18 protein-coding genes and 5 pseudogenes are annotated in these 20863 nt (G+C 62.4%); 7 read left to right on the plus strand and 16 right to left on the minus strand.

All coding sequences use genetic code 11. The features are described 5' to 3' along the window. Positions 1-11: 11 nt before the first annotated feature. The 5 genes and pseudogenes from MJ601_RS15780 to MJ601_RS15790 form a co-directional block, all read right to left on the minus strand. Positions 12-281, minus strand: coding sequence for a hypothetical protein (locus MJ601_RS15780; protein WP_242128117.1), 270 nt, complete (start codon positions 279-281; stop codon positions 12-14). Positions 282-485: 204 nt separating this feature from the next. After that, positions 486-872: pseudogene (locus MJ601_RS15785) on the minus strand (DUF6915 family protein). A gap of 10 nt (positions 873-882) precedes the next feature. Then, the gene (locus MJ601_RS22125; protein ID WP_491572926.1) at positions 883-993 is read right to left on the minus strand and encodes a DUF6878 family protein; all 111 of its coding nucleotides are present in this window, start codon (positions 991-993) and stop codon (positions 883-885) included. Positions 994-1010: 17 nt separating this feature from the next. Continuing rightward, positions 1011-1232 (minus strand): annotated as a pseudogene (locus MJ601_RS22130) (DUF6878 family protein); the annotation flags it as partial. 177 nt (positions 1233-1409) lie between these two features. Continuing rightward, positions 1410-3554, minus strand: coding sequence for a ParB/RepB/Spo0J family partition protein (locus tag MJ601_RS15790; RefSeq protein ID WP_242128119.1), 2145 nt, complete (start codon positions 3552-3554; stop codon positions 1410-1412). Positions 3555-3735: 181 nt separating this feature from the next. Between MJ601_RS15790 and MJ601_RS22045 the strand changes: the two are divergent. From MJ601_RS22045 to MJ601_RS22135, 3 pseudogenes are all read left to right on the plus strand, one after another. Beyond that, positions 3736-3795 (plus strand): annotated as a pseudogene (locus tag MJ601_RS22045) (DUF6771 family protein); the annotation flags it as partial. Then, a pseudogene (locus MJ601_RS15795) lies at positions 3789-4931 on the plus strand (IS3 family transposase). The pseudogenes MJ601_RS22045 and MJ601_RS15795, both read left to right, overlap by 7 nt. Before the next feature lie 221 nt (positions 4932-5152). Continuing rightward, positions 5153-5401: pseudogene (locus MJ601_RS22135) on the plus strand (hypothetical protein); the annotation flags it as partial. Here the strand turns inward: MJ601_RS22135 and MJ601_RS15800 are convergent. The 6 genes from MJ601_RS15800 to MJ601_RS15825 are packed head-to-tail and all read right to left on the minus strand — an operon-like array spanning position 5342 to position 11048. Then, on the minus strand, positions 5342-6754 hold the full coding sequence (locus MJ601_RS15800) for an NAD-dependent succinate-semialdehyde dehydrogenase (RefSeq protein WP_242128121.1): 1413 nt from the start codon (positions 6752-6754) through the stop codon (positions 5342-5344). The pseudogene MJ601_RS22135 and the gene MJ601_RS15800 sit on opposite strands and share 60 nt — an antisense overlap. Position 6755: 1 nt before the next feature. Beyond that, positions 6756-7556 (minus strand): 4-hydroxy-2-oxoheptanedioate aldolase, encoded by an 801-nt coding sequence (hpaI, locus tag MJ601_RS15805; protein ID WP_242128122.1) that lies wholly within the window; start codon positions 7554-7556, stop codon positions 6756-6758. Positions 7557-7572: 16 nt separating this feature from the next. Continuing rightward, positions 7573-8472, minus strand: a complete 900-nt coding sequence (gene hpaH, locus MJ601_RS15810) for a 2-oxo-hept-4-ene-1,7-dioate hydratase (protein ID WP_242128124.1) — start codon at positions 8470-8472, stop codon at positions 7573-7575. After that, positions 8388-9482 carry a cupin domain-containing protein gene (locus tag MJ601_RS15815; protein ID WP_242128126.1) on the minus strand — a complete coding sequence of 365 codons (1095 nt, stop codon included), beginning with the start codon at positions 9480-9482 and terminating at the stop codon, positions 8388-8390. The genes hpaH and MJ601_RS15815 overlap by 85 nt, the downstream gene beginning before the upstream one ends. 16 nt (positions 9483-9498) lie before the next feature. Then, positions 9499-10491: an ornithine cyclodeaminase family protein gene (locus tag MJ601_RS15820; RefSeq protein WP_242128128.1), complete on the minus strand. Its 993-nt coding sequence runs from the start codon at positions 10489-10491 to the stop codon at positions 9499-9501. Continuing rightward, complete coding sequence (locus tag MJ601_RS15825; RefSeq protein WP_242128130.1) at positions 10488-11048, minus strand: carboxymuconolactone decarboxylase family protein; 561 nt, start codon at positions 11046-11048, stop codon at positions 10488-10490. Before MJ601_RS15825 ends, MJ601_RS15820 begins: the two co-directional genes overlap by 4 nt. 91 nt (positions 11049-11139) lie before the next feature. Here MJ601_RS15825 and MJ601_RS15830 point away from each other — a divergent pair, with 91 nt between their 5' ends. Further along, positions 11140-12120, plus strand: a complete 981-nt coding sequence (locus tag MJ601_RS15830) for a LysR substrate-binding domain-containing protein (protein WP_242128132.1) — start codon at positions 11140-11142, stop codon at positions 12118-12120. Positions 12121-12399: 279 nt separating this feature from the next. On the opposite strand, the gene MJ601_RS15835 is transcribed toward MJ601_RS15830, so the two are convergent. Next, the gene (locus tag MJ601_RS15835; protein WP_242128134.1) at positions 12400-13434 is read right to left on the minus strand and encodes an aldo/keto reductase; all 1035 of its coding nucleotides are present in this window, start codon (positions 13432-13434) and stop codon (positions 12400-12402) included. 144 nt (positions 13435-13578) lie between these two features. On the opposite strand from MJ601_RS15835, the gene MJ601_RS15840 reads away from it, so the two are divergent. Further along, the gene (locus MJ601_RS15840; RefSeq protein ID WP_242128136.1) at positions 13579-14166 is read left to right on the plus strand and encodes a TetR/AcrR family transcriptional regulator; all 588 of its coding nucleotides are present in this window, start codon (positions 13579-13581) and stop codon (positions 14164-14166) included. Positions 14167-14220: 54 nt separating this feature from the next. Here the strand turns inward: MJ601_RS15840 and MJ601_RS15845 are convergent, their stop codons facing one another. Beyond that, positions 14221-14715 carry a flavin reductase family protein gene (locus MJ601_RS15845; protein WP_242128137.1) on the minus strand — a complete coding sequence of 165 codons (495 nt, stop codon included), beginning with the start codon at positions 14713-14715 and terminating at the stop codon, positions 14221-14223. 319 nt (positions 14716-15034) lie between these two features. Here MJ601_RS15845 and MJ601_RS15850 point away from each other — a divergent pair, with 319 nt between their 5' ends. Further along, positions 15035-16534 (plus strand): class I adenylate-forming enzyme family protein, encoded by a 1500-nt coding sequence (locus MJ601_RS15850; protein WP_242128139.1) that lies wholly within the window; start codon positions 15035-15037, stop codon positions 16532-16534. A gap of 11 nt (positions 16535-16545) precedes the next feature. Beyond that, the gene (locus MJ601_RS15855; RefSeq protein WP_242128141.1) at positions 16546-17970 is read left to right on the plus strand and encodes an aldehyde dehydrogenase family protein; all 1425 of its coding nucleotides are present in this window, start codon (positions 16546-16548) and stop codon (positions 17968-17970) included. An 86-nt stretch (positions 17971-18056) separates the two neighbouring features. Here MJ601_RS15855 and MJ601_RS15860 read toward each other — a convergent pair whose 3' ends face one another. From MJ601_RS15860 to MJ601_RS15870, 3 genes are all read right to left on the minus strand, one after another. Then, complete coding sequence (locus MJ601_RS15860) at positions 18057-18347, minus strand: putative quinol monooxygenase (protein ID WP_242128144.1); 291 nt, start codon at positions 18345-18347, stop codon at positions 18057-18059. A 65-nt stretch (positions 18348-18412) separates the two neighbouring features. Further along, entirely contained in the window at positions 18413-19699 is a 1287-nt protein-coding gene (gene ribB / locus MJ601_RS15865; protein WP_242128229.1) for a 3,4-dihydroxy-2-butanone-4-phosphate synthase, read from the minus strand. 271 nt (positions 19700-19970) lie between these two features. Beyond that, positions 19971-20855, minus strand: coding sequence for an MBL fold metallo-hydrolase (locus tag MJ601_RS15870; RefSeq protein WP_242128145.1), 885 nt, complete (start codon positions 20853-20855; stop codon positions 19971-19973). Positions 20856-20863 lie beyond the last annotated feature (8 nt).

A 20863-nucleotide genomic window follows, 5' to 3' on the forward strand; every position in this document is an offset into this window, starting at 1 on the left:
CAATCATAGTGCTACAGCGGAGACGTAGTGCTCATCTTCATCGGGCGCGTCCCGCCATACCGCCGTGCGCCGCCTTTTGCCGACGCTTCCAACTCTTGAGCCGCCGCCGGCACTCCATCTCGCTGGTCGATCTCATCGGGGTCGGCTTCCCGCAGCTTGTCGCGGACCATATCGGCGGCGCAGGTGCGAGACGGGTTCGCGTCGCGTAACATGTCCTTCAGCTCGGCGATGTCGAGCCAGACGGTGTCGGAGGGTCCGTCGCTGGCATAGAGATCTGGCATAGAGATAGAGCGCATCCCCATCCGACTCGTGATCGAACATGCCGGTCAGCAGCGCATGCTCGAGGCGGGTGATCGCGTGCGAGGGGATGTTCGGCCGAACGACGGTCGAGGAATGATAGTCAGCCATGATAGGTCTCCAGATGCGCGAAAGCCCAGCACGTGGCCGGGCTTTCGCGGGTTGGTTGGGAGGTGATGCGAGCCGCGTCAGGAGGGCGGATCGGAATCGTCGGTGCTGCGCCCCGCGAACGGATCGACATCGCGGTGGATCGGCTGGGCGCGCCCCATCCAGCGTACGGGCCGGATACAATGCACCCAATCCGCGAAGCCCGGAATGAACCCTAAATCCTCGCGGACATGCTGTTCGCCTATGAGGCGGACAGGCACGACGCGCCCCGTCGAGATGGTGATCGTCGGCCCGAAGGTCCGCTCCAACTGGAATACGCCCTGGGCATGGTGACGCAGGGCATGGTGCCGGAAATCGGCGATGATCTCCTTCGATTCGTCGAATCACTGATGGAGTGCCAGATAGTCTTCCGGCGTCCCGCCCCACTTGCGAACCGAGGAGAGCGCATGATGATAGCAATGTCCCATCGTCGCCTCCCTACAGTTCGTAGCTGTGGTTCTCGGACGTTTCGATCCGATAGTTGAAGTCGAGGGTGATGGCGCCCTTGGCGACATCGAATATGATCTCGCCATAGAAGAGCGTTTCGATGGCGTCGCGAGCGGTTCGGTCAGGCGCTCGATCGCGTCATCGCGAAAATGGGCGGGTGCGATCTCGACGGGGACGTTGGGTAGCGTGGCATCAGCGTCGCCGGGCTTGATCTCGATGCCGTCGATCTGGCCGCTGTCGCCATAGCCGTCGAACGTGAGAATAACGCTGGTGATGCCCGCGTCGGCCAGCGCCGCGAGAAGAACCGCCTTGTTGGCGGGATGCAGTTCGGCCGCACGCAGTTCTTAAGCGTGATAGCGGGCCATGAAATCGTCCATGTCGATCGTCGGCACCGGGGTTGGGGTGTCATCGGTCATTGCGGATCTCCTGAAAATGATGAAGCTCGACGCGGGTGCGCCGGGGTTTCGCTGGTCGTTGGTGATGGGAACGGGGCGACCGCAGCCGCCCCGCCCAGAGGGTCAGGCTGCCGCGGCGATATCGTCGCCCTCGTCGCCGGCCGGTTCCGGCTCATGCTCGAGGAACGCGGGCAGAACCGCCGGCTCGGCATCCACTGCCGCATCGGTCGCGGACGCGCCCTGCAGTTCGGGCGTCCGCATCGGCTCGGGCAACCAGCCGGCATCCTCCAGCAGCCGCTCGGCCTCGTTCGCCATGTCGCCCTTTTTCAGATGGTCGATCATTTCGGCGAACTTCGAGCCCTTCGCTTGCGCCACATCGGCAAGGATGCGCGGCTTGGTCACGCTGCGGAAATACCCCTCGACCGTGGGACGCCAGCCCGCGCCAACCACATCGAGCCCCACCGCCCGCGCGAGGACATGGCTATGGGTGATGCGGCGCTCGACGCTGTGCTTCGAGATGCGGCCATTGTCGTACTTTGGCACCACCTCCAGCTGCGCGTTCAACGCCTGCGAGGCACAATGCGCGAACAAGGCCGCCTGTTCGGCGCCGTCGAACGCCAGCAGCGCGTCCCACAGTTCCTTGTCGTCATCGGGCAGACGGTCGGCCCAGCGCTTGTGGCGCTCGTCGATCGCCTTGGCCGGTGCGCTGCTGCGCAGGCCAGAAGGCGCGAACCCGAACGACGCCTTGCTGAGCGACACCTGCAGGCAGGATTCGCGGCTGTAGCTGTAGAAGGTGTCGAGCACGAAGGCGTGCAGGACCGCCGCGAAGGCCGTCGACGGCTCCTGCGCGAACGCATCCTGCAGGGCGAGCGTGCGCCAGGCAGTGAGTTCGGCGACAAGACGGTCGGGCAAGGGTTTAAGGATCTCGCCATCCTCATCATCGTCGCTCGGCGCGGCGTCGATGGGGACCACGTTGGATCCGGAAACGCGGGCATCACCGGCATCATCTTCGCCATCGATATCGGCACCAGGCGTCCCCGCGACCACATCCGCCTCGCCGGGTTCGATTTCGGCGGCGGGCTCATCCTCGGGGCGGACATAGCCGCGCTCGATGCAGAGCGATCCGTCGGTCTCGATCGACACGAACGCGCCAGCGCGCGCCATCTCCGCTTGGTCGAAGACCTTCGGCCGATCGACCAATGCGCCGATCTCGGTCTCGATCGTGTCGAGGCGCTCATGCACCTCGTCGGGGACATGGGGTTCGTCGGACCATTGCTCCTCGATCCGTTCGGATTCGGCCTCCAGTTCGGCGAGCCGCGCATCTTCGTCCGCCGTGCGCGGCACCGGCACGCCGTCGATCTCGCGCAAGCCGCTGGTCACATTCCAGGGCAGATCGACAGCGGTCGCAACCCATTTCCAGCCCTCGGCGCCGATGATCTCGCCCTCGGCCTGGAGCTTCTCGGTCACCAGCCGGTCGAGCAATGCCGGATCGGTGAGCCAGCCGCCGTCGTCGGGTTGGAACAGGTCCCGCATCGCTTCCTGCCCACCGGCCGCCAGATAGGCATCGATGCCGACGAACCGCACGCGCTTGTCGGAGACCCTGACGGTCCCTTCGGTCAGCTTTTCGCGGATGAACTGCGCCGACTTGTTGTAGCTGTGGGCAAGCAGTTCCCAGACCTGCTCCTGATGCGCATGATCGTCCGACACCGAGAAGGCGATGAGCTGTTCGAGCGTCATGCCGTCCTCGGCATAGACCTCGTGCAGCTTCGGGGACACCTTGGCGAGGCGCAGGCGCTGGTTCACCACCGCGGGGGTCACGAGGAAATGCGCGGCGATCGATTCGATGCCCTCGCCCTTGTCGACCATCGCCTGCATGGCGCGGAACTGGTCGAGAGGGTGGAGCTGCTCGCGGAAGGTGTTTTCCGCGAAGCTGTCCTCTTCGGCCGAGACGGTGTCGTTGGCCGCCTTGACGACACAGGGGATGGGCGCGTTCTTCGCCAAGCGCTTCTGCTTGACCAGAAGTTCGAGGGCGCGGAACCGCCGGCCACCGGCCGGCACCTCGAAATCACCCGTCTCCTGCCCTTCCGGATCGAGGATGGGCCGGACGTTGAGGCTCTGGAGCAGGGTGCGGCGGACGATGTCCTCCGCCAGCTCGCCGATCGAGACACCGGCCTTCACCCGGCGGACATTGGACTGGGACAGACGCAGCCGGTCGAACGGAATGTCGCGCGATCCGGCGAGGACGATCTTTTGAGGCGCTTTGGCCATGGGTCTTCTCCATGACGGGCCGCCGCGAGACTCTCTCCCGGCTCCCAGCCCGTCACGAAGCCACCGGCTTCCCTCTTCCTCTCAAGGGATGGCCGGCGGCCGCCCAGCCTGCGCGGGGCGAGGCGCCACCGTTCGCCGCAACCATCTTGCCATGAAGTTCCTGATTTGTTCTCATGTCGCGATGGAACGAATCGAACGAGATCAACTCTCCGCCATTCTGCTGGCAGCGCCAGGATGGGCGCGGGTCGGCCTGACGATGCCAGACGAACGGATGCGCGAGCGCGCCGCTGACCAGCGGGTTGCCGCGCGAACGGGTTGCGTCGGATTTGGGGATCGGCAAATCGACCCTGAACAAATGGGTTTCGCATTATCGTCCGTCAGATCTGGTGTCCGCGCCGCAGGCAGACCTGGCCCGAGAGAATGAACGGCTCCGCCTGGAGAACCGTATCCTCAGGGAGGAGAGGGAAGTCCTAAAAAAGGCCACTCAGTTCTTCGCGAGCCAAAGGCCGTGAGGTTCGCCTTTGTGCATAGCTGGCGGCATCGTTGGCCGGTGGAACTGATGTGCCGTGTCCTGCAGGTCAGCGAGCGCGGCTATCGGTCCTGGCGCTCGCGGCCGATCAGTCGCCGGGAGCGGACAGACATGAGGGTGCTGGCCCATATCCGGGAGCAATATAGCCTGAGCCTTGGCAGTTACGGTCGCCCCAGGATGACGATGGAGCTCAAGGAAGCAGGGCTCGACGTTGGCGAGCGCCGGGTTGGCCGCCTCATGCGGATCAACGGGATCAAGCCAGTCCGTACACGCAAGCACAAGGTCACGACGGACAGCCATCACCGCCTTGGTGTCGTGGCGAATTGGTTGGACGGCGACTTTGCCGCCGATGCACCCAATCAGAAATGGGCGGGCGACATCACCTATATTTGGACGTCGGAGGGCTGGCTCTACCTTGCCGTCATCCTCGATCTGCATAGTCGGCGTGTCGTGGGCTGGGCAGTCAGCGACAGGATGAAGAAGGACCTGGCGATCCGGGGGCGGTGCGCCTGCGCCAGCCACCCCAAAGGCTGCCTTTTCCATTCCGATCGCGGCAGCCAATATTGCTCCTATGATTATCAAAAGAAGCTGCAGGCCTATGGCCTGCGTCCATCGATGAGCGGCAAGGGTAATTGCTACGATAACTCCGCCGTCGAAACCTTGTTGGCTTCGCCGCCCTTCGGGTCAAATCCCTGAAGGCCGAAATGATCTGGCGGCAGAGCTGGACAACCCGGCGACAGGCTGAAGCTGCCATCTTCCAGTACATCAACGGCTTCTACAATACTCGCCGCCGCCATTCATATCTGGGTGGCATCAGCCCGCTCGCATTCGAAGCCAAGGTGGCATAAGAGATAGGTGACCGGCGCAAAACCGTTACAAGTCCAGACTCCTTGCGGAGATAAAGACAATCCCATCTGGCGCGAGCCGAAGGCGTGTTGCCTACAACGAGATCGGAATGATCGGTGAGAAGTGTCCGCTGCGCGAACGCTAAGCGGGCTTCCTCCTGAATGGCCGCAAACTCGGCGGCTCCATCGAGTTGCGGCAGGCTGCCCGGATCAAAATATGGTCCCTTAGCCCTCATCGTAAGAACGCGATCTTCGCAGGGTCAGACGAGGGCGGGGACAACTGGGCGGTGATCGCCACGCTGATCGAGAACTGCAAAATCTCGGGCATCCACACGCATACTTGGCTCACCGAGACCCTCGAGCGGCAAGGCTTCCTCAGGTCCATTTTACGGGTCGAGTCCGAACTACATAAGCTAAGGGCGCGTCCAAACGAGCTTGGCGTTGCAGAATTCGCGAAGCCCGAAATGCGATAGTTCACGGCCGAAGCCGCTGGCCTTGATGCCGCCGATCGGCACGCGCGGGTCTGACGCGGCGACTCCGTTGATGAAAACGCCGCCTGTATCGAGCCGCTGCGCGATGGAGTAGGCTTTCGCGGGGGTCGAACTCCACACCGCGCCTGCAAGGCCGAAGTCGCTGTCATTGGCGATGCGGATGGCGTCATCGGCATCTTCAGCGACGATGATGGGGGCGACCGGGCCGAATGTTTCTTCGCGAAACACCGGCATGTCGGGCGTTATATCGGTCAGCACCGTGGCCGGATAAAAATAGCCCGGCCCCTCGGGAATGTCTCCACCCAGCAGCAGGGTTGCGCCACGCCGGAGGCTTTCGGACAGCTGCGCGTGGATTTCCTGCCGCGCACGGTCGCGCGCCATCGGCCCAAGCTGGGTGTGCGGATCGGCGGGATCGCCCTGCGCGAGCTTGCGGACAGCGGCCACGAACCGCTCGGCAAAGGCGGCCGAGACGGGGCGTTCCACGATCAGCCGCTTGGCGGCGATGCAGACCTGACCGCAATTCTGGAAGCGGGCGGTGACGGCCGCCTCGACGGCCCGGTCGAGATCGGCATCGGCCAGAATGATGAATGGATCTGTGCCGCCCAATTCGAGGAGCGACTTTTTCAGGTGTCGGCCCGCGTCGGCGGCAATGGCTGCCCCGGCGGACGCGCCCGCCGTCACCGTGACCGCCGCGATCCGGCTGTCCGCGATCAGCCGGGACAGGTCATGCCGCCGGACATTGAGCACGCCAAATAGGCCGGCCGGAAAGGCCGCCGCATCGAACATATCGGCGAGCGCGCGCGCCGATCCCTGCACATTGTCTGCGTGCTTGAGGACAAAGCCGTTGCCGGCCGCCATGATCGGAACCGCCGCTCGCAGCACCTGCCAGAAGGGGAAATTCCAGGGCATCACGCCTAAAATCGTGCCGAGCGGCTGATAGATGACACGGGCGGTGCCGTTGCCACCGACATCCGGCTCCTCGTCGCGCAGCAGCGTGGCGCTATTCGCCGCATACCAGTCGCACATGAACGCGCATTTCTCGATCTCCGCCCGTGCGGCGGTGATCGGCTTCCCCATTTCGGCCGTGATAAGGTTTGCCAATTGGTCGAGACGATCTCTGAGCACCGCGCCCAGCCGGGCGAAGGACCTCTCGCGGTCCTGCACGTCGATGTCGCGCCAGATTCGCTGAGCCGTGCTAGCTGCATCCAGGATCGCGTCCTGCGCGTCGATATCATGGCATGGGTAGCGCCCCACTTCCTCGCCGGTGGCCGGATTGACCGAGACCGAGAAGGGCGCGTTGGCGAGGATCGGTGCCGTGAGGTCTGTCTGGAGCATCTCAATATACCTGCTTGGGGCCGGCCGCCGGCGCGGCGTCGGTGGACTTGAAGCGCCGCGCGAGGGCCTCTGCACCGCACGCGAGGATCGTTACGTCGGTTCCCACCGCGACGAAGCTCGCTCCAAGCTCCAAGTAGCGGCGCGCGAGCGCTTCATCGGCGATGAGGATGCCGGCGGCCTTTCCGGCGTCGCGAATCTGGCCAATGCCGCTCTCGATCGCCTTCTGGACTTCGGCATGGCCTGGATCACCGAGATACCCTAGAGCAGCGGCCAGATCGGACGGGCCGATGAAAACGCCATCGACGCCATCGGTCGCGGCGATGTCAACAATCGCCTCCAGCCCGCTGATGCTCTCCACCTGCAACAGCAGGCAGATTTCCTCCTGCGCCTTGTGAAGATAGCCGGGCGTCCGGTTCCACTGGCTGGCGCGGCCGATCGCTGAGCCGACGCCGCGAATGCCCGCCGGGGGATAGCGGGTCGCGCGCACCAGCAATTCGGCCTGCGCGGCGCTTTCCACCATGGGGATGAGAAGGCTGCGCGCGCCGATGTCGAGGAGCTGCTTGATGAGCACCGGGTCGCCCACCGGCGCACGGACGACGGCTTCCGCTTCGTAAGCGGCCACCGCCTGCAAGTGCGACAGGATCAGCGGCAGGTCGTTGGGCGCATGCTCCCCGTCGATCAGCAGCCAATCGAACCCCGCGCCGGCGCAGATTTCCGCCGTATAGGGCGATGCGAGCGCCTGCCATAAACCGATTTGCGGGCGACCCTCGGCAAGAGCGGCTTTGAACGCATTGGCTTTCATGCCGTCGGCCTCGTCTTTAGAACTGACATTCGACCGCTCCCAAGGTGCCGAAATCCGCCGTGATCAGCGAGCCCGGCGGCGCTTCGACCGGACGGATGAAAGAGCCGGACAGGATGACCTGCCCCGCCTCGATCCGGTCGCCATAGGCGGCGAGCCGGTCCGCGAGCCAGGAGACGGACAGCAGCGGATCGTTCAGCACGCCCGCTCCAAGGCCGGTTTCCTCGACCTCGCCATCGCGCGCGACGATCGCGCCGATCCAGCGCAGATCGACCGTCGCGAAGTCGTGACAGGGCGTTCCCATAACGATGCCGGCATTGGCGGCATTGTCCGAAATCGTGTCCAGCACGGTGCGAAGTCTGCCAGAGCGCTGGTCTTTCCGGGTGATCCGCGTATCGAGGATTTCGAGCGCGGGCACAACATGGTCTGTGGCCGCGAGAATATCCGCGCCGGTCAGATTTCTGCCGGAAAGCGGTGCCTTCATCACAAAAGCGATTTCCGCCTCGATGCGTGGCTGGATGAACCGGTTCGGCGCGATGCGCGCACCGTTCTCGAACACCATGCTGCGTAAAAGGACGCCCGAATCCGGTATGTCGATGGATAACGCGGCCTGCATCGCCTTCGACGTCAGGCCGATCTTAAAGCCGACGAGATCATCGCCCGCTGCGCACTTGCGCCGTACCCATTCCGCCTGGATGGCATAGGCATCGTCCATCGTCATGTTCGGATGGTCGTCGCTCAGCAGCGGGATCTGGACCCGATTGCGTTCGGCCGCATCGAGCGCGGCCGCGGCCGCTTGGATTGTTGATGGGTCCAGACTCATCTTGTCCCCCGTCAGGCGGTCGCCGCGGCGCGGTTCGTGAGGAAGCCTTCCTCCGCACCGAGCAGCGCGGGTGGCTCTTTCAGGCTTTCCTGCCACAGCAGCGATTCCATGGCGATGTTGAGCGGCTGGTCCTGAATCGTCAGTTCATAGACCGGCTCGTCATAGCTGGCGTGATTGTGCACCGACCAGCCGGGCGCGGAAAGCATGAGATCGCCCGCCTTCCATTCATAGGTCTTGCCGTCGACGGTCGAACGCCCCGATCCGGAGAAATAATAGTTCACCGCCGCCGACGAATGGCGATGCGGCCGATCCACGATCTTGGGCGGGCGAACGGTCATCGTCGCGAAGAAATTGGGCGTGGTCCCATTGGTACGGCCAGTCATCGGATTGTAGAGGAGATAGAGGCGGCGGCCGATATAGTCCTTGCCCAGCCCCTCAAGCTTGTCGAGGTGATGGCGGACTTCTTCCCATGGCCAATATAGAGCAGGGCTGGTGACGGACGGCGGGTTGATAAGCCTTTCGTAGGGCATCATCCAGGCGCCGTCTTCATTGAGCTGGAAGGTACCAAAGGGGCTTTGGCGGCGGGCATCCGGTTCTGGTTGCTCCATGTCCTGATCGATGCTCCTGAGCAGGGGTTGCGGATCCTCCTCGACGACATGGATGTTCATCATTTCCAGCAGGGAGCCATTGCTGTAGGTCAGCCGGACATAGAGGTCTTCGCTGATATTCTTGTGTCGATAGATGCGCATCGACGGCGTATTCCAGACATCGTGCAGCGCCGTCTGGCGACGCTTGCCGCTGATCTCCGTCTCTCCCTGCCCACGGATGACGAAGTTCACCTGCGTGGAATTCTGCCGGAAGGTGCTGGTTTCTTCGCCGGGCAGCAGAACGTCCAACGAGACCTGGATGCCAGGGGCGAGGCCGATGGAACGCTGGTTGCGGGGATGCTGGAAGAAGGAGCGGCGGCGGCCATTGTGCGGACGCGGCAGCGCTGCGAGTCGCCCAATCTCGGCGTCGATCTCCTCCTTGCTGATGACGATCGGCTCCCAGGGCGCATCCCTTTCGAGAAGCGCGCCGCTTGCATCAATGAAAAGGGGTTGGGTCATCAACATGGCTCCTGTTTCAGCGGTTCGTCAGACGCGGCCTTGCGCGACCGGGGCGAGGGATGGGGCGGCCGACACCGGCTTTGCGCGCGCTTTCCAGCAAAACGAGGCCGAGTGAGAGGTCGGAAATGCCCATCCCCATTGCCTTAAATATGGTAAGATCGGCGTCGGCAGGGCGGCTGGCCTCCGCAGCGACGAGTTCCGACAGGGGACGCACCCGCGTCCATGCTGTCTCATCCGATCCGAACGCATTCAGGAATTCGCGGCTATGTTTGCGAATCTGCGGCACGCTGTCGGCGGCGATGACGGTCGCTCGCTGCAGCAGATCGGTTGCGAATTCGACCCGGTCGGGCAGGATCGCGCCCACGGCATTCAGATGCGTACCCGGCGCGAGCATGTCGCGCTGAAGGAAAGGCGTTGTCGCCCGCGTGCAGGCCGTCACGACGTCGGCCCGATCCAGCGCCTCCTCCAGCGTGGCGGCCGCTACCGCGTTAATGCCCAGCGCCTCGCTTGCGGCCTGCGCCAGCGCCTCGCGATTGGCGGGGGTTGGGCTCCAGATCGCCAGATGCGCAAGCGGACGGACGGCGTTCACCGCGGCGATCTGAGTAAGGCTCTGCTTGCCCGCGCCGATCATCGCCATCCTCGCCGCGTCGGCCTTCGCCATTACGCCGGTGGCGACGCCGCTGATGCCGCCGGTTCGCATCTGCCCCAAGGCGAACGCCTCAATGATGGCGAGTACTGCGCCATCGTTGGAGTCGATGAGGATCAGCAGCGGCATCGCGCCGCGCGCGGTGTGCGCCCAGGTTTTGGTGCCCGCCACCCCGCGACCTTCGATCACCGCGCCGATCGCATGCAGGGTCGAATGCCCGTCCCAGGCGGCATGCGTCTTCACCATGTTGATCGCCTTGCCGGCGGCCTCCTGGCGCAGGCCGTTCTGAAGCGCACCGATCGCCTGTGGCAACGACATGAGGTCGACGACCTCCTGTTCGGTGATCCAGATCGGATCGCTCATCCTTGGGTTTCCTCTTCAAATATCGACGGGACCGGTGGCGCAAGCGACAGGACGTTCACGATAATCGCGTGGGTGAGATAGCGCCCCACGAGAAAGAGGATCGCGATGGCCTGGTCCGGTCCGATATGATCGATCGAGGTATCCAGCAACGGACCGACATCATGGCCGCGCTGCTCGATCGCGGCGATGACGAGCCGCTGGACCGCGCGCTCGGCGTCGGACAGGCTAGGCGCGGTGTCCGGCTTCAACTGCTCGACGGCCGCAACCCACGCATCGCCGAAGCCGAGCTTGCGCGACAGCCGCTCATGCTGGTGGCGTTCATAGTCATTTCCCATGACCGACGCGACGGTGAGCGCCCCGAGTTCCGTCAGGCGATCGGGAAGCGCATTTTTGAGCGCTTCAGTCATCTCCATGAACGGCACGAGGATGTTGGGCTGATGCCCTGCGCATCGGAAAAATTCTCCGAGATAGCCCAAACGCTTGACGCGGGCCTCCAGCACGGATTGAGCGGCCGGCGCGAGTTGGTCGAAAGTCAGGCGTTCAATGCGGTCGGTCATGATGCCCCCTCACAAGGCGTCGTGATGGGATAGAGAGGCAGATTAGGGAAATATATTGTAGGATGTGCAGCTATACCTTATCCGTATAGCGATGGATTTACGCCAACTTCGTTATTTTCTGGTGCTTAGCGAGGAACTCAATTTCACGCGCGCTGCAGCCCGATGCAATGTGTCGCAGCCGCCGCTGAGCCGTGCCATCGCGCAACTGGAAAATGAGCTTCAGGCCACGTTGTTCGTCCGGGATACGCATCGCGTGTCGTTGACCGCAGCCGGGACAAGCCTGGTCGAAGATGCGCGCCGGATATTGGCCGGGGTCAATGAAGCGGGCGAAAAGGCGCGCAGCATCGCCCTGGGACAGAGAGGCACACTCAAACTCGGCTTTGGCGGGTCCACCGTCTATTCGCTCTGGCCCCGCTTGGTTCGGGGGTTTCGCGCCGCTTCGCCCAACGTCACCATCAAGTTCCTCTCCATGCCGGTGATCGAACAGATTGAAGCGCTGCGCGACGCGCGGATAGATGTCGGTCTGATCCGGGAGCCCATCCTTGACGAATTGCTCGCGACCCAAACGGTCTATCGCGAAACGCTGGCGGTAGTCTTGCCGTCCGCGCATCCACTCGCCGCGACGGAGGGAGCCATCGCGATTCAGGAGCTCGCATCGAGTCCGTTCGTGACATATGAACCCCGGCGTGGCTTCAGCTATCATGCCGATCTCCATGCCCAGTGCCGAATTGCCGGTTTCGAGCCGATGATCGCGCATGAGGCTCCTTCGACCGAGGCGGTGATCGGCATCGTCGCTTGCGGCGAGGGCGTCGCCATCGTGCCCGCCTCGGCGGAGCGCCTGCACATGCATGGCGTCTGCTTCCGACCGCTCCGTGCGACCGAACCGCCTCAGCCTTTCGAATCGGTCACATTCGGCCTCGCCTGGAACAAGCTGTCCGCTTCGGCGGTGGCGCTGGAATTCGTCGCCCATGCGCGCGCATGGGCGGAAAAATCCGGCATCTCCGAAGCCTCGCTCTCGAGCGCCAATATCGCCTCGGGGTCCGGCAGCCCGATGGGCGCTATTTCGTCATGATACAGGCGCTGCTGATAGATGCTGCTCAAATGCCGCAACGCCGACGGTAAGGCTCGCCTATCCGTTCTTGAGCGCTTCACCATAAGGCCCGCGAGGCAATTGGAGGACGATCTGCAAAATGTCCGGGGTCACCGCAGGTCGGACATGAGGAGCTGATGGCCGTTAGCGCGGTCACTGGTCGAAGCGAGCGGAAGTCGGCAAGCTTCGCTGAATGAGCGTCAACGTTTGCCCGCCGCCGGTAGGCGATCACCAAGGGCGGGCGATGCAGGTAAGGTCAGTTTATGCGGCGGCGCGTTCCCCCAGAGGGCGGCGGCGAAGTGATGCCGACGCGATGGCCGGTGGGACATAGGCCGCGCCTTCGAGCGGTGCGATATCGACGCCCGGCGGCACGATCGCATCGATCTGATCCAGTATCTCGTCGCTCAGTCTGACCTCGATACCAGAGAGATAGCCCTCGAGCTGTTCGGGAGTGCGTGGGCCGATTATGGCCGAAGTAATCGCTGGATGCGCCATGACGAAGGCGACCGCTAGATGGATCAGCGAAATGCCTGCGGCCTCCGCAACCGGGATGAGCTGTTCGACTTTATCCAGGCTGTTTTCATCGGTCATGGCGTTGGGGAAAAATTTCGCGCGCATCGTATCGGGCGTCTTTTCACCCTGACGATACCGGCCAGAGAGCATTCCCTTTGCAAGCGGACTCCAGGACATGACGCCCATGCCGAAACGCTGGCAAGCCGGCAGGACGTCCCTTTCGATGGAGCGGTTGAGGATGGAATAGGGAGGCTGCTCGGTGCGGAAGCGCGTTAGGCCACGCCGCTCGGCAACCCACTGTGCGTCGACGATATCGGCCGCGGGGAAGGTCGATGCGCCTATGGCCCGCACTTTCCCGGCGCGCACTAGGTCCGTAAGGGCCGACAGCGTTTCTTCGATGTCCGTGTCGGGCACCGGCCGGTGCAACTGGTAAATGTCGATATAGTCCGTCTGGAGGCGTCGAAGGGAGTTATCGACCGCGCGGGTGAGCCAAAGACGCGATCCGCCCCGGTCATTCGGGTTGTCGCTCATCGGCTGGAAGGCCTTTGTCGCCAAAACCACCCGATCCCGCCGGTCTTTGAGCGCCTTGCCCACCACTTCCTCCGATTCGCCGCGGCTGTAGGCGTCCGCCGTATCGATAAAGTTGATGCCGACGTCGGTAGCGCGATGAACCATGCGGACGCATTCGTCATGATCGCCATTTGCCATTTTCCCGAACATCATGGCACCAAGGCAATAGGGACTGACCTTGATGCCGGTGCGGCCAAGCGGACGATAGTGCATGAATGTCTCCTGTTCAGGGTCTGGCGCAAAGTGGGGAAAAGAGCTACATCACAACAAACGGAATCGTGTTCCACTTTATATGGACGCATGTTCCGTTTAGCAAGAGGTCCGTTTGGCGATGCGTTTTAGAATTTTGGAATGCCGATGACGGGACGATCCAGTACGTCTTTGCGGGCCGACGCGCGCCGGAACATCGATGCCCTGCTTCAGGCGGCTCTGGCCGTGTTCAGCGATCAGGGCATAGACGCGCCCATGCGAACGATCGCGAACCGCGCCGGGGTGGGGGTCGGCACTTTGTATCGCCACTTCCCGCAGCGTTCGGACCTCATCAAGGCCATTATTCGACGCGAGGTCGAGGCGCTGGTCGAAGCCGCTAACGATCTTGTTGAACAGCATGAGCCGGGGGCAGCCCTCGCGACCTGGTTGAGCCTTGTCGTCGATCTGGTCGCGACGAAGCGTGGGCTGGGGCCGGCGCTTCATTCCGGCGATGCCGCTTATCAGTCGCTTCCCGATTATGTCTTCGGCGCCTTGATCCACCCCTTGCACATGCTTCTTGCCTCCGCCGCGGCGGCGAACATCATCAGATCTGACGTCGATGCCGGCGACCTTCTGAATGCGGTCCTTCGCGTCGCCACGCCCGCTAGTGAAGGCGATGTCGCCCAGGCAAAACGGATGGTCGCGCTTCTGGTCAACGGCCTCTATCATCGTCCGAATGCGGCCCTTCCAAGCTGATCGGCGTGGGCCTTGGCTGCAAGCGAAGGCTGCACCGCGACGGGATTTCGGCCGTCAGGCCAATTGCGCCGCCGAGGCAAACCGACCGTCCACCCAGATCAAGGGGTCGATCGTTGGATGGTTCGCCACATGGCTAACCTGACCGATGAACAAGGTGTGCGTCGCGACCTCCAGCGTTGTAATGACCGTGCATATCAGACTGGCCACCGAGTCGCTGAGCACGGGCAGGCCTTCATCCGACGCATACCAGGAGCCGTGCTGAAAGCGGGCGCTACCCTTCGTCGGTCCGCTGAAAAGGGAGACGAGTTCGCGATGCCGTTCAGACAGCAGATTCACACAGAACTGGCGATGTTCCGACAGGACAGGGGATAGGCTTGTACTGCGGTTCACCGCGACCAAAATCGTAGGCGGATCGGCTGTGACCGAGGTCAGGGCCGTGGCGGCCATTCCGGTCCACTTGTCTCCGGTGCCGGACGTCACCAGCGCGATCGTGGTCGCCAGCCGGCGCATGGCTTGCTTGAAATCATTTTCGATAGTGGACGCGGACATACCCTCTCCCATTTGACTGCGAACGTCGCGGGGCTGGTCCGAACAGGCGGCAAGCGTCGATCGACGGAGGCGCGACCCGCAAGCCCAAATTGACTTGACCACGCGAACAGAATATATTGATAGTATATTCTGATTGCTTGGCTTGTCAACGGTACGACATATAGCGAACCGGAGAACAGGGGAGAGAGATGAAGCTAGGTCCACAAGGATTTCAAAGTGTTCGCATGACGCAGGCGATAGCGAGCAAATGGTGGTTGCCTGACAGCCGAGACGCGCTCCACCGCGTCATTGCGACCGCCGCATCGGTAAAGGCCAGCCGATGATCGCAACCATTGCTGAGCTCAGCGGTGCCGCAGCCGCGCGATACGGACCACGCACCGCCGTGACAATCTTGGGCGGTTCAGCGCTGAGCTTCCACGATCTCGATGCCAAGGCGGGGCGCTTGGCGGGTGGTTTGGCCGCGCACGGCCTAGGCCAAGGCGATCGAATCGCACTGCATCTTCCCAACGGCCTGGATTGGATTATCGCTTACCATGCAATTGCCCGCCTTGGTGCGGTGGTGGTCCCTTGCAACATTCTCCTGGCCCCGGAAGAGGTGGGTTGGATTACCGACGATGCAGAGGTCGCCGCGCAGATCATTGCCTCGGATCGCACCGATGCGATCCGAGGTGCGCAAAAGGTTCTCCCGCTCACGATCACGGAGAAAGATCTTGATCGGCTGATGACAAGCGACTGGATCAAGGCTGTCCGTTGCGAACCAGACGATCTGTTCACCATCGGCTACACCTCCGGCACGACCGGGCGGCCCAAGGGGGCGACCCAGACCCATCGCGCCGTGACCGCAAGCGTGGGAATGACCGCAACCATCCACGCGCGGCACGATGGGGACCGCATATTGACCGCCCTGCCTTTTCCGCATGTTTATGGCAACGTCGTGCTCAACACGAGCCTGCTCGTGGGCAGCACGCTCTTCGTGCTACCGCGCTTCGACGCGAGCGACGCGCTGGCCGCCATCGGTCGGAATGGGATAACGCTGTTCGAGGGCGTTCCGACCATGTTCTACCAGATGCTTGCCCATCCGGATGTGCGATCGGCGCAGCTTCACAGCCTGCGGCGGTGCACCGTTGGCGGCCAGACGATGCCGCGCGCCAAGATCGAGGAAGTCATAGAGCGGTTCGGTTGCCCGCTGCTTGAGCTGTGGGGCATGACCGAAGTGGCGGGGCCGGCGATCACGCACTCGCCCTACTGGCCGGCTCGGCACGGCTCGATCGGGCTCCCGTTTCCCGGAATGGAGGTGCGGATCGGTTCGCTTCAACAAGCTGGCACCGTATCCAAGCCTATGGAAGCCGGCGAGATACTGGTGCGCGGCCCGCTCGTCACCAAAAGCTATTGGCGTAATTCCGGCGCAACTGCCGAAGCGATCGATGCCGCTGGATGGCTCGCGACCGGGGACGTGGGCTATGCCGACCCGGATGGGTATATATTCGTCGTGGACCGGTTGAAGGACATGATCATCACCGGCGGCTACAATATCTATCCGGCCGAGGTTGAACAGATTCTTGCGCTCCACTCCGCAGTGGCGATGTCCGCAGTGGTGGGCGTGCCGGATGCTGAAAAGGGCGAGCTTGCCCATGCTTATATCGTGCTCGCTGGTGAGAGCGAGGCGGATGAAGCCGTCCTCAACGCACACTGCCGAGTCCATCTCGCGCCCTACAAGGTGCCGCGGCGCTATATTTTCGTGGACGAACTGCCGCGAACCAGCACCGGCAAGATTTTGCGACGTGCTCTGCGCGGGCCGTCCAGCCTGATCAACGAATGAGGATCTGAAAGATGACTATTGATTTTGACGCCGGCTACGAGATGACGATCGATGGTCGCGCGGTTCCGGCGCACGCGCATTTCGATGCCTTCAATCCCGCGACGGAAGAAGTGATCGCGCAGGTTCCCGACGCTTCGCGCGTGCAACTCGACGAAGCGGTCGCGTCGGCACGCAGGGCATTTCCTGCCTGGAGCGCGACGCCACTTGCAGAGCGACAGAAGGCCGTCGCGCATATCGGCGACGTGATCGACGAGAATGCCGAAGCGTTCATGCGACTGTTGACGCGCGAACAAGGGAAGGCGCGCAAAGGGGCCGAGTGGGAGATCGGCGGTTCAGTGATCTGGTGTCGCGAGATCGCGACCCAGGAACTCCCGCTGCATGTCGTCGAGAAAACGGAGACTCGAAGCGTCGAAACGCGGCGTGTGCCGTTGGGCGTTGTCGGCGCGATCACACCCTGGAACTTCCCGCTTCTGCTGGCGATCTGGAAGATCGCTCCAGCGCTCATAACCGGCAACACGATGGTTTTGAAGCCATCGCCTTACACGCCGCTTTGTACGCTCAAACTGGGTGAATTGCTTCGCGACGTCCTTCCTGCCGGTGTCCTTAACGTCGTCTCCGGTGGGAACGAACTGGGAGCTTGGCTGACGCAGCACCCGGACGTCAGCAAGATCAGCTTCACAGGTTCCACCGCCACCGGCCGCAAGATCATGGAGTCGGCGTCGGGCAACCTGAAGCGGATCACCCTGGAGCTTGGCGGCAACGATCCCGCGATTGTCTTGCCCGACGTAGACGTTCAGGCGACCGCGCAGGCGCTATTCTGGGCGGCGTTCCAGAACAGCGCACAATTTTGCGTCGCGGCCAAGCGCCTTTATATCCACGAAGATATTTATGACGAACTGTCCGCCGCCCTGGCGGCCTATGCCGCCACGGTGAAGGTCGGCGACGGTTCTCAGCAGGGAACCGATCTCGGCCCGATCCAGAACAAGATGCAGTTCGAAAAAGTGAAGGATCTGCTCGCCGATTCCGCGGCGGCCGGCCATCATTTTCTGACCGGCGGCGTTCCCGAGGCCGGGCAGGGCTATTTCGTGCCAGTCACCATCGTGGACAATCCGCCGGAGGACAGCCGGGTGGTGGTCGAGGAAGCGTTCGGTCCGGTCCTGCCGCTCCTCAAGTTCCGCGACATTGACGATGTGATCGATCGCGCCAACCGCACCGAATACGGCCTTGCCGCATCGGTGTGGAGCCGTGATACCGGGCTGGCTCGGTCCATTGCCGAACGGATCGAGGCAGGAACGGTCTGGATCAACGAAATCCACAGCTTTTCGCCGCATGTCGCCTTTGGCGGGCACAAGCAGTCGGGCGTGGGCATTGAAAACTCTCTCGAAGGGCTCGCCGAATATAGTAATGCCCAGACGATTATCACAAATAACGCCTGACAAAATCGGCCCGCGTATCGCTGCGCGGGCCGCGTTTGCCTGGCTATAACAGGGGCGCGTTGTAGGAGTGTTCAGGCCAAGGCCGTTCAGACGGTCATCACTTTTTCACAATAGGCGGCTTCGGGCCTGTCATTGAACAGGGGGACCAAACGCGCCAGCAAGGCGCTGGCGTCCGGGTTCTTTGCTGACTTGTGGGCATCGATACTCTCCCACGTCTCAAGAAAGATGAAGCGGCGGCCATTGTCGAGATCGTGCAGCAGGTCAATTCCGTGACAGCCGGGAGCGGATCGCGCAAGCTCGGCCAATTCGATCAAGCCCGCTTTCACGCTCAGCTCCTCACCCTGCCTCGCGTGGATGATATAATGTCTGGCTATCATGGTTCTTCCTGCAAGCGACAGAAGCTACTGGTGTCGCCTGTGCAGGCGGCAACCGGACCTTTCATTCAGGCGCTGATTGGACGATACCCCACTACAGCCAGGTCATAGCCGTCCAGGGCGATGAGGCTGTGATGGGAGTTAGTGAGAAGGATCATATCCTGAACCCCCAGTTCCGCGAGGATTTGCGCGCCTATCCCGTAGTCGCGCAGTTCGTCCATGTCCGTCTGTGTCTCGCCACCCGCTTTCAGCGCTTGAAATGTACGGCTGAACATGTCCGGTGTCCGCCGATTCAAAATAACGATAAGTCCAGCACCCTCATCGCCAATAATCTCCATCGAACGGGATAAGAGATGGCTGCGCGGCGCTTCCTGCCCGAAGGTGTCCGCGAATGGCGACATCTGGTGCATCCGTATAAGCGTCGGTCGATCTGGATCGACATGCCCCTTCTGCAATACGAGCTGCTCGGTGCCGGTCGCGCGGTTGAGGAAGATGATGGCCTTCCACTCGCCGCCCCATCGGCTGGTGAACGTCAGGTCGGAGCGCCGTTCAACGAGGTGATCATTGCGGCGGCGGTAGGCGATTAGGTCGCGTATCGTTCCTATCTTGAGACCATGTTCTTTTGCGAAGGGAATGAGATCGTCGAGGCGCGCCATCGTCCCGTCGTCCCGCATGATCTCGCAAATCACGCCAGAGGGATTGAGGCCCGCAAGGCGCGCCACGTCGACTGCGGCCTCCGTATGGCCGGTACGGACGAGGACGCCACCATCGCGTGCCACCAGCGGAAAGACATGGCCCGGCGTCACGATGTCCGACCGCCCCTTTGCCGCGTCGATCGCGACGGATATGGTGCGTGCCCTGTCGGCCGCGCTGATGCCGGTCGATACGCCCTCCCGCGCCTCGATCGAGACGGTGAAGGCGGTTTCATGTCGCGTCCCATTTTCACGGCTCATCAGCTCAAGGCCGAGTTGGCCGACACGTTCGGACGTCAACGCCAGGCAGATCAGCCCGCGGCCGTGCGTTGCCATGAAGTTTATCGCATCGGGAGTCGCCATTTGCGCTGGTATTACCAGATCGCCTTCATTCTCGCGGTCCTCGTCGTCTACGAGGATGAACATCCGTCCGTTTCGCGCCTCATGGATGATTTCTTCGGGAGGAGCGAGCGCGAGGCCCGCTTCGCGCTTTGCCAGATAGGTTTCGAGCCTGGAGATAGTCTCGGCGTCCGAAACCCAGTCATCGTCATCCAGATGGCGAAGGCCGCCGCTGGGGAGGCCAGCCGCGCGCGCCAGCCCGGACCGGGATAATCCGCTTTCCCTGATCAGTCTGCGGATCTTTTCAATAGTGCCATCACTCATAGTTTCGGTTCCTGTGGCGAGTGCCGGACCGACCCACCGCGCTTGAAGTTCGACGATGTTCGCGCTCGTAGGCGCGTAAGCCATGATGCCGAGGATCGCGACCGGCATGGAACGGGCGGCGCCTTTCACATGGCTATGCTGGGCAAAGCGCCAAGCGGCATGCTGGCGCCCAGTGCCGGTCCAGCGAAGGCGAACCGAACGGTTTCCCAACGGACGGCAATAAACCGGAGAGAACGGAGCGCGTTTGATTCGCCGACGCCTGATTGATTGCTTACCACCCCAGGTCCAGAGCGAAGCTGTCACCATCCCTTCGCACCCGGCCGACATAAGGCGCTTCGAAATGGCCGGGGATGAGCAGGGCGTTTTCGTCGGCGCAAAATTCCAGGAGATCGCGCCTAGCGGTGGCCGCCATGTCTTGATTCCAGCACACGACACTGCTCATATTCCAAAGTGGAACCTGCATCGGGGAGTGGAGCAGATCCCCGGCGAAGACGCCCGTATCCCCGTCCGACCGCAACTCGATGCGAATATGTCCCGGCGAATGTCCGGGCGCCTGACGAAGCAGAAGGCAATCGAACAGTTCGTGCAGGTCTTCCACCAGCATCATCTTGCCGCTTTCCACCACCGGATGGATGGAATCCTCAAACGTCTCCCGCAGATAGGGCGCGCAGTCTGGATCGGCCGCCTCCGCCTTCGCCGCCTCATATTCGACGCGCGAAAAGACATAGCGCGCATTTGGAAAGGTCGGAACCCAACGCCCGTTCACCAGCCGCGTGTTCCAGCCGACATGATCGACATGGAGATGGGTGCACAAGACGAAATGGATGTCTTCGGGTTGCAGGCCATGCTCCGCCAACCGCTCCAGATAGCGATTGGCCAAGTGGTGCATCTCGGCGAAGGCCCGTCGGTTCTTGTCATTACCCATGCAGGTGTCGATGAGGACATTATAGTCACCGACTTTCAGCAACCAGCTATGCACCGGCATGGGGAAGCGGCCCGTCTCGGGATCATAATGATCGGGGCAGAGCCAATGTTCGTGCGGCTTCACCGCTTCCCGGCTGAATTTGGGAAACCATGTCTGGGCGGTGAAGCCGAGCAGCGAGCTATCATATACACGGCCGATCTCCACCTTGCCGATCTTGCCAAGCGTTTTCATCGTCAATT

It is taken from the genome of Sphingobium trunci, assembly GCF_022664535.1.
GTDB lineage: Bacteria > Pseudomonadota > Alphaproteobacteria > Sphingomonadales > Sphingomonadaceae > Sphingobium.